The organism is Vibrio sp. 10N.261.51.F11 (genome assembly GCF_041471665.1).
GTDB lineage: Bacteria > Pseudomonadota > Gammaproteobacteria > Enterobacterales > Vibrionaceae > Vibrio > Vibrio crassostreae_C.
Window position 1 is genome coordinate 1 of record NZ_JBFROW010000050.1, and the last position, 8,287, is coordinate 8,287.

Genomic DNA, 8,287 nt, shown 5'->3' on the forward strand with positions numbered 1-8,287 from the left:
CGCACGGTCTCCCCGTCTACTTCAAATAAGTAGTCCATACCATCTATGCCAATAAATTCTGCGACGTAATCCATTTCACCGGTTCCAGGAGTAACTGTAGGAATACCAGGTTCGATAGGCTCACCGGGAAATGTTGGCTCATTCATTTCTGGACGAGTAACTTGATCTACTCGGTAAAGCTCATCTCCATTGATTCCTACTATAAGTTTGCGATCGTTCACGACAATGATTGCTGTGCCATCGTTGTGAAGTGTCACATTGCTTGAATCAACATAAACCTCTTGCCCAACAAGAGTCACAATATATCCACTGTCATTATCCGCGACTTTCCATGTACCAACACTGTCCATTGAAGTAGTGACTGGAAGCTCTGGGATTGTATTACCGTTGTCAGATGAACTGGAAGATGAAGAACTACTTAACAGCCCTGCAACCAACGCAGCCGAGGCGGCACCAACTGCAGCCCAGGTACCGTTAGATTGTTTTTCGTAAGTTACATCATCGACTGTAGCTGTCGTGCCTGGAGTAGCATTGGCATATTGTTCGTTTAATTTATACTGAACAGAAGCATCGATAGCGTTCATCTGCTCGTCAATAAGTTGAAGTGTTTGTTGGTTTGCTAGTTCTACGTCAACTTGAGGTGCAGAAGCAAAAGCAGGTGCTGCTAATACGCTAGAAATTGATATGGCTAAGAGTGATGCTTTCATAAAGTAGGATCTCGTTATTGAATGGAGCGTCTTGCTATCAATGCCTCCTTGGCAAGTGCGTTTATTATTCGCTGTGGTGAGATTTTCAACAATATAGCCAGCTAGTGTTGATGTATAAATCTAATTTATGCATTTGCGCTTTTTAGGTTGAGACTTGAGGTAAGTATGTTGGGTTGGATAAAAACTTGGGTTAAAAGATATGATAAGTGGTGTGAAGAGCTTGGCTTAACGCCTGAGAACAAGCGCAGTTGTGTTGCTTATCGTCGTGATCCTCAAGGGAAACAAATGGAGAGTAGGGAAAATGACACAGCAAATAAGTGACTTTCCGCTGTTTGATACTCATTGCCACGCGGATTTTGAGGCGTTTGAGCAAGGTTTTACACCTGATCAAACTATTGATGGCTATCTTAAAGAAGCGAAACAAGCGCAAGTCGAGAAGTTAATCATCCCTTCTATCGGCCAACGTAACTGGAGGAAGCTCGATGAAATCGCTCAATCTCACCCCAATATTTACTATGCATTAGGCTTCCATCCTTACTTTTTAGAACCGGCCAATGACGAACAATTTTCGGAACTTCGCCAATTACTCGCTTCAAAAAACAGCCAATGTGTCGCGATAGGTGAGTGCGGGCTCGACTTTTTTGTGGACGTTGAACGAGAGAAACAAGAGCGCTTTTTCATCCAACAAATGGAGCTTGCCAAGGAGTTTGACCTGCCTTTAATCATCCATGAGAGGAAGTCTTACAACCGACTTATCGAGCTAATAAAGCAGCATAAGTTCACCTTAGGTGGTGTGATTCACGGTTTTTCTGGGAGTGAACAGCAAGCTTTGGCGTGGATCAAGCTCGGTTTCTATATTGGCGTCGGTGGAACGATAACTTACCCAAGAGCGCAAAAAACACGCACAACCATCGCAAAATTGCCCCTTGAATGTCTGGTATTGGAAACGGATGCTCCGGACATGCCCATGTATGGGAACCAAGGAAATGTTAATCATTCCAAATATTTAGTTACGATCTTAAATGAACTTTTTTTGCTTAGAAAAGAGCCAAAGCAATCGATTGCAGCGCAAATTTGGCAAAATAGCCATCGCGCATTCGGTATATGTGAATAAAATCGAAGGTTTTTGTTTATCGTTTGCGTAAATTGCACTGAGCTTGTGATTTGGGTCACATTTGTGTGTGAATGGTACATGAATCTTCTACGAAAGTGTGAGGACGGCATTACTTTATTAGTGGTCGCATGAGTATAATTGCCTCCGCTTTATAGCCCCATTTTGTAACACGCCAATAAATAACTAATAAGGAAGTCATAAACTATGAGCCTGTTTATGAGCCTAGTCGGAATGGTTGCACTGATCGCAATCGCAGTACTACTATCTGACAACCGCAAAGCTATTAATCTAAGAACAGTGGGTGGCGCTTTCGCTATCCAATTCGCACTTGGTGCATTCGTACTTTACATCCCTTGGGGTCGTGATCTACTTGCAGGTTTCTCTGCTGGTGTAGCAAACGTGATCGACTACGGTAAAGACGGTACTGGTTTCCTATTCGGCAGCCTAGTTAACTTCTCAGTTGACGGTATCGGTTTCATCTTTGCTTTCCAAGTACTACCAACTCTGATTTTCTTCTCTGCACTTATCTCTGTACTTTACTACATTGGTGTTATGCAAATTGTAATCAAAGTTCTTGGTGGTGGACTTCAGAAAGCTCTAGGTACTTCTCGCGCCGAGTCTATGTCTGCAGCAGCAAACATCTTCGTTGGTCAAACTGAAGCACCTCTAGTTGTTCGTCCATTTGTTCCTAAAATGACTAACTCTGAACTATTCGCAGTAATGTGTGGTGGTTTGGCTTCTGTAGCTGGTGGTGTACTAGCGGGTTACGCATCTATGGGTGTACCTCTAGAGTACCTTGTAGCAGCATCATTCATGGCAGCACCAGGTGGTCTACTATTCGCTAAAATCATCAAGCCTGAAACAGATACGCCAGACGACAACATCGCTGACGAAATGGACGGTGGCGATGACAAACCAGCTAACGTTATCGACGCAGCAGCAGGCGGCGCATCAGTTGGTCTACAACTAGCTCTTAACGTTGGTGCAATGCTACTAGCATTCATCGGTCTAATTGCTCTAATCAACGGTATCCTAGGTGGCATCGGTGGTTGGTTCGGTATGGAAAACCTAACTCTAGAACTTCTTCTAGGTTGGATCTTCGCACCGCTAGCATTCATCATTGGTGTTCCATGGGAAGAAGCAACTATTGCTGGTTCTTTCATTGGTCAGAAGACAGTTGTTAACGAATTCGTTGCATACCTAAACTTCGTACCATACGTTGGTGAAAACGCTCAAGTTGTTGCAGCGACTGGTCAAGTGATGTCTGAGAAGACTCAAGCTATCATCGCATTCGCACTATGTGGTTTCGCAAACCTTTCTTCTATTGCGATTCTACTAGGTGGCCTAGGTGGTATTGCACCAAGCCGTCGCCACGACATCGCACGTATGGGTGTTAAAGCGGTTGTAGCTGGTACTCTATCTAACCTGATGGCAGCAACAATTGCTGGCTTCTTCCTATCTTTCTAATCAAGTAGATTTAGATATATAGACGCCACTTTAATATCGCCCCGTAGCAAGAAATTGCTGCGGGGCTTTTTTGTTTTTAGGCCTGCCGTTTTTAGTATATGCACGCGCTTATGCTTAGATTCGATGTAGGGTCTAGAATGTTTTTTTGAGATACAAACCGTTTGCGTTCTAAGGAGCACTACAATTTATTGATGGATACCTATAATGTATAAGCTAAAGGGATAGGATGTCTCTGTTGGCAAGAAAGTAACCTCGAAATCAACTCGAACGTTATTCTTCTGGGATTAAGCCAAAATTAGCGATACGCTATAGATGTTAGACACAACATGACTGATTTGTTGTGCCATAGACCAAACTGGTACTGTGCGGTGACAAGGATTGCAATTGGTAGCGAAAGTTATCAAGTCTTCAGGGAACCAAGTCCGTTCATTTGTGGCTACTGAGCATTACTAAAATATCCATCTATACTGGATGGAGGGCGAAGTAGTTAACTATTTGAATATATTGATCGGAGATAGAAATGAGCGATTTAAAAGCAGCAGCTCTACGTGCACTTAAACTTATGGACCTAACTACGCTAAATGACGACGATACTACTGAAAAAGTAGTGGCGCTTTGTCATGACGCGAAGACTGCAGTAGGCAACACCGCTGCAATCTGTATTTACCCTCGCTTTATCCCAGCAGCTAAGAAAGCGTTGCGTGAGCAAGGTACTCCAGAAGTACGCATTGCGACTGTAACTAACTTCCCTCATGGTAATGACGACATCGAAATTGCTGTTGCAGAAACAAAAGCAGCGGTAGCGTACGGCGCAGACGAAGTTGACGTAGTATTCCCATACCGTGCTCTTATTGCTGGCAACGAAGAAGTTGGCTTTGAGCTAGTTAAACAGTGTAAAGCAGCTTGTGGTGACATCACGCTTAAAGTGATCATCGAAACAGGTGAACTGAAAGAAGAAGCACTAATCAAGAAAGCTTCTCAAATCTGTATCGAAGCAGGTGCAGACTTCATCAAAACTTCAACAGGTAAAGTGCCAGTAAACGCGACTCCAGAGTACGCGCGCATGATGCTTGAAGTTATCCGTGACATGGGCGTTGCTAAAACAGTTGGTTTCAAACCAGCTGGTGGCGTACGTACTGCTGAAGATGCAGCACTATACCTAGCAATGGCTGATGAGCTACTAGGCGCTGAGTGGGCAGACAACATGCACTACCGTTTTGGTGCTTCAAGCCTACTAACTAACCTTCTTAATACATTAGAAGTGACAGACCAGACTGCTGATCCAGCAGCATACTAATTTACTCGTCATATTTGACACCGCAGCGTTGTTGACTGCGTAAGTTCCTCCTAATCACATAGAGCCTCTATGCTCATAGGAATGAACTCACTGGTCGCCTAACTGCAACGCCAAATATTTAGAGTATTGAACATAATAAGTCTGTTTGATGGAGTGGCGTCAAGCCACTCCATATTACCTCTTTTCCCTACAAACCATACTCACTAGAGTTTGGGAGGCACTAATGTATCTACCTCAAGAAATTATTCGCAGAAAACGTGACGGTGAAGTCCTAACAGCTGAAGAAATTAACTTCTTCATTCAAGGTGTGGCTAAGAACACGGTTTCTGAAGGCCAAATTGCCGCATTCGCAATGGCTATCTTTTTTAATGAAATGACGATGCCAGAACGTATCGCACTAACGTGTGCAATGCGTGATTCAGGCATGGTGATTGACTGGAGCCACATGAACTTTGATGGCCCAATCGTTGATAAACACTCTACTGGTGGTGTTGGCGACGTTACTTCTCTGATGCTTGGCCCAATGGTGGCAGCATGTGGCGGTTTCGTTCCAATGATCTCTGGTCGTGGTTTAGGCCACACTGGCGGTACGCTAGACAAGCTGGAATCTATTCCGGGTTACAACATTACACCAACCAACGATGTGTTCGGTGAAGTAACGAAAGATGCTGGCGTGGCTATCATCGGTCAAACAGGCGATCTAGCTCCTGCTGACAAGCGTGTTTACGCAACTCGTGATATCACAGCAACAGTCGATAACATCTCGCTGATCACGGCTTCAATCCTATCTAAGAAACTGGCTGCGGGCCTTGATTCTCTAGTGATGGATGTAAAAGTAGGTTCAGGCGCATTCATGCCGACTTACGAAGCATCTGAAGAGCTAGCGAAATCTATCGTTGCAGTAGCAAACGGTGCGGGTACTAAAACAACAGCAATCCTAACGGACATGAACCAAGTGCTGGCTTCTTCAGCGGGTAACGCAGTAGAAGTTCGTGAAGCGGTTCAGTTCCTAACGGGTGAATACCGTAACCCACGCTTGTTAGAGATCACGCTAGCATCGTGTGCTGAAATGTTGGTGCTGGGCAACCTTGCAAAAGATTCAGATGAAGCGCGCGAAAAACTGATGGCAGTACTGGATAACGGTAAAGCAGCAGAGTGCTTCGGTAAAATGGTAGCGGGCCTTGGTGGTCCAGTTGATTTCGTAATGAACTACGATAACTACCTAGAAAAAGCAGACATTATTAAGCCAGTGTACGCGCTAGAAAGCGGTGTGGTATCAGCAATGGATACTCGTGCAATTGGTATGGCTGTGGTTGGTATGGGCGGCGGTCGTCGTGTAGCAACTGACAGCATTGATTACGCAGTCGGTTTTGATCACTTCATTCGCCTAGGTGAAGTAGCAAGTGAAGATAAGCCATTAGCAATGATTCATGCTCGCAACGAACAACAGTGGCAAGAAGCTGCAACAGCATTACAAAATGCAATCACTGTGGGCGGAGAATATACAGCAACGCCAGACGTTTACCGTCAGATTCGTTCTGAAGACGTGTAAATAACAGGTATCGGTATACCTCGCGTATACCGATAAACAGAGTTCTGGTGCAAAGAGCAATAAGTTGGTGAAGAAAATGAAAAGAGCATTTATTTTAGTTTTAGATTCATTCGGTATCGGTGAAACAGCGGATGCAGACAAATTTGGTGATGTAGGTTCTGACACTATGGGCCACATCGCAGATCATTGTGACCAAGGTCTTGCAGACAATGCAGATCGTAAAGGTTCACTGGCACTGCCAAACCTGTCTAAGCTAGGTCTAGCGATGGCTCACAAAGAGTCTACGGGTCGTTTTGCTCCTGGTATGGATGCAGACGCTGAGATCATTGGCGCTTACGGTCACGCTGCTGAGCTGTCTTCTGGTAAAGACACGCCATCAGGTCACTGGGAAATCGCAGGTGTTCCTGTACTGTTTGACTGGGGCTACTTCACCGACAAAGAGAACAGCTTCCCAAAAGAACTGACTGACCGCATCCTTGAGCGTGCAGGCCTGTCTGGTTTCTTGGGTAACTGCCACTCATCTGGTACGGAAATCCTAGATAACCTAGGTGAAGAGCACATGAAGACTGGTCTGCCAATCTTCTATACTTCTGCAGACTCTGTTTTCCAGATCGCTTGTCACGAAGAGACATTCGGCCTGCAAAACCTATTAGATCTTTGTCAGATTGCTCGTGAAGAGCTAGAAGATTACAACATTGGTCGTGTTATCGCTCGTCCGTTCATTGGCCCAGGTAAAGGTCAATTCGAACGTACTGGTAACCGTCGTGACCTTTCTGTTGAGCCACCTGCAGCCACCATTCTTCAGAAGTTGGTTGATGAGAAGGGCGGTAACGTTCACTCAATCGGTAAGATCTCTGATATCTACGCGGGTTGTGGCATCACTCAGAAAACCAAAGCAACAGGTATCCCTGCGCTATTTGAAGCAACCAAAGATGCGATCAATGAAGCGGGCGACAACACTATCGTGTTCACTAACTTCGTTGATTTTGACTCAGCTTACGGCCACCGCCGTGATGTTGCTGGTTACGCAGCGGCACTTGAGTACTTCGATGGTCGCATCAATGAAATCATCGATATGATGAAAGAAGACGATGTGCTTATCTTAACTGCTGACCACGGTTGTGATCCGACATGGCCAGGTACAGACCATACTCGTGAGCACATCCCTGTGATTGTTTACGGTCAGAAGGTTCCAGCCGGTTCTTTAGGCCGTCGCGATACATTTGCTGATATCGGTCAAAGCTTAGCGTCATACTTTGGTACATCGCCAATGGGACACGGTAGAAGCTTTCTATAATAGTTAACGAAGAGAGAGGGAAACCTCTCTCTTCTTTTTTTGTTTTGAGATTAAGGATATTTTCAATGGCTACTCCACATATTAATGCTGAAATGGGTGATTTCGCTGACGTAGTTTTAATGCCAGGCGATCCGCTACGTGCTAAATACATCGCTGAAACCTTCTTAGAAGAAGTGGTTCAAGTGTGCGACGTTCGCAACATGTTTGGTTACACCGGTACTTACAAAGGTCGTAAGGTTTCGGTAATGGGACACGGTATGGGCATTCCATCTTGTTCTATTTACGCGACTGAGCTTATCAAAGACTTTGGTGTGAAGAAGATCATTCGTGTGGGCAGTTGTGGTGCAGTGAGCGAAGATATCAAAGTGCGTGATGTGGTGATCGGCATGGGCGCATGTACTGACTCTAAAGTGAACCGTATTCGCTTTAAAGATCATGACTTTGCGGCTATTGCGGATTACAAAATGGTGCGCGCGGCAGAAGATGCAGCCAAAGCTCTCGGTGTCGGCGTAAAAGTCGGTAACCTGTTCTCGGCTGAGCTGTTCTACACGCCAGATCCAGAGATGTTCGAAGTAATGGACAAATACGGCATTGTTGGCGTAGAGATGGAAGCGGCTGGCATCTATGGTGTGTGTGCTGAATACGGCGCAAAAGCTCTAACGATTTGTACTGTTTCTGACCACATTAAGACTGGTGAGCAAACGACATCAGATGAACGTCAAACGACTTTCAACGACATGATGGTTATCGCACTAGACTCTGTACTGCTTGGCGACCAAGAATAATCTTGATTTGTCTTAGCTTGATAAGTTAACAGATAACAAAAAGCCCCGTTGTGAACTGACCCCCAATA

The 8,287-nt window shown here is 45.0% G+C and carries 7 protein-coding genes and 1 pseudogene; 7 read left to right on the top strand and 1 reads right to left on the bottom strand.

What is annotated here, in order from left to right; genetic code table 11:
- A pseudogene (locus AB4351_RS16275) lies at positions 1-707 on the bottom strand (hypothetical protein); the annotation flags it as partial.
- A 165-nt stretch (positions 708-872) separates the two neighbouring features.
- On the opposite strand from AB4351_RS16275, the gene AB4351_RS16280 reads away from it, so the two are divergent.
- From AB4351_RS16280 to deoD, 7 genes are all read left to right on the top strand, one after another.
- Complete coding sequence (locus tag AB4351_RS16280; protein WP_017066983.1) at positions 873-1,028, top strand: DUF5363 family protein; 156 nt, start codon at positions 873-875, stop codon at positions 1,026-1,028.
- Positions 1,009-1,821 carry a TatD family hydrolase gene (locus tag AB4351_RS16285; RefSeq protein ID WP_102319908.1) on the top strand — a complete coding sequence of 271 codons (813 nt, stop codon included), beginning with the start codon at positions 1,009-1,011 and terminating at the stop codon, positions 1,819-1,821. Before AB4351_RS16280 ends, AB4351_RS16285 begins: the two co-directional genes overlap by 20 nt.
- 204 nt (positions 1,822-2,025) lie before the next feature.
- Positions 2,026-3,288, top strand: coding sequence for a NupC/NupG family nucleoside CNT transporter (locus tag AB4351_RS16290; RefSeq protein WP_372126585.1), 1,263 nt, complete (start codon positions 2,026-2,028; stop codon positions 3,286-3,288).
- 520 nt (positions 3,289-3,808) lie between these two features.
- Positions 3,809-4,585: a deoxyribose-phosphate aldolase gene (deoC, locus tag AB4351_RS16295; protein WP_010436196.1), complete on the top strand. Its 777-nt coding sequence runs from the start codon at positions 3,809-3,811 to the stop codon at positions 4,583-4,585.
- Between the two features lie 223 nt (positions 4,586-4,808).
- Positions 4,809-6,137 (top strand): thymidine phosphorylase, encoded by a 1,329-nt coding sequence (gene deoA / locus AB4351_RS16300; protein ID WP_017063283.1) that lies wholly within the window; start codon positions 4,809-4,811, stop codon positions 6,135-6,137.
- 76 nt (positions 6,138-6,213) lie between these two features.
- Positions 6,214-7,434, top strand: coding sequence for a phosphopentomutase (locus tag AB4351_RS16305; protein WP_372126586.1), 1,221 nt, complete (start codon positions 6,214-6,216; stop codon positions 7,432-7,434).
- A 65-nt stretch (positions 7,435-7,499) separates the two neighbouring features.
- Positions 7,500-8,219 carry a purine-nucleoside phosphorylase gene (gene deoD, locus AB4351_RS16310; RefSeq protein ID WP_017063285.1) on the top strand — a complete coding sequence of 240 codons (720 nt, stop codon included), beginning with the start codon at positions 7,500-7,502 and terminating at the stop codon, positions 8,217-8,219.
- Positions 8,220-8,287: the final 68 nt, after the last annotated feature.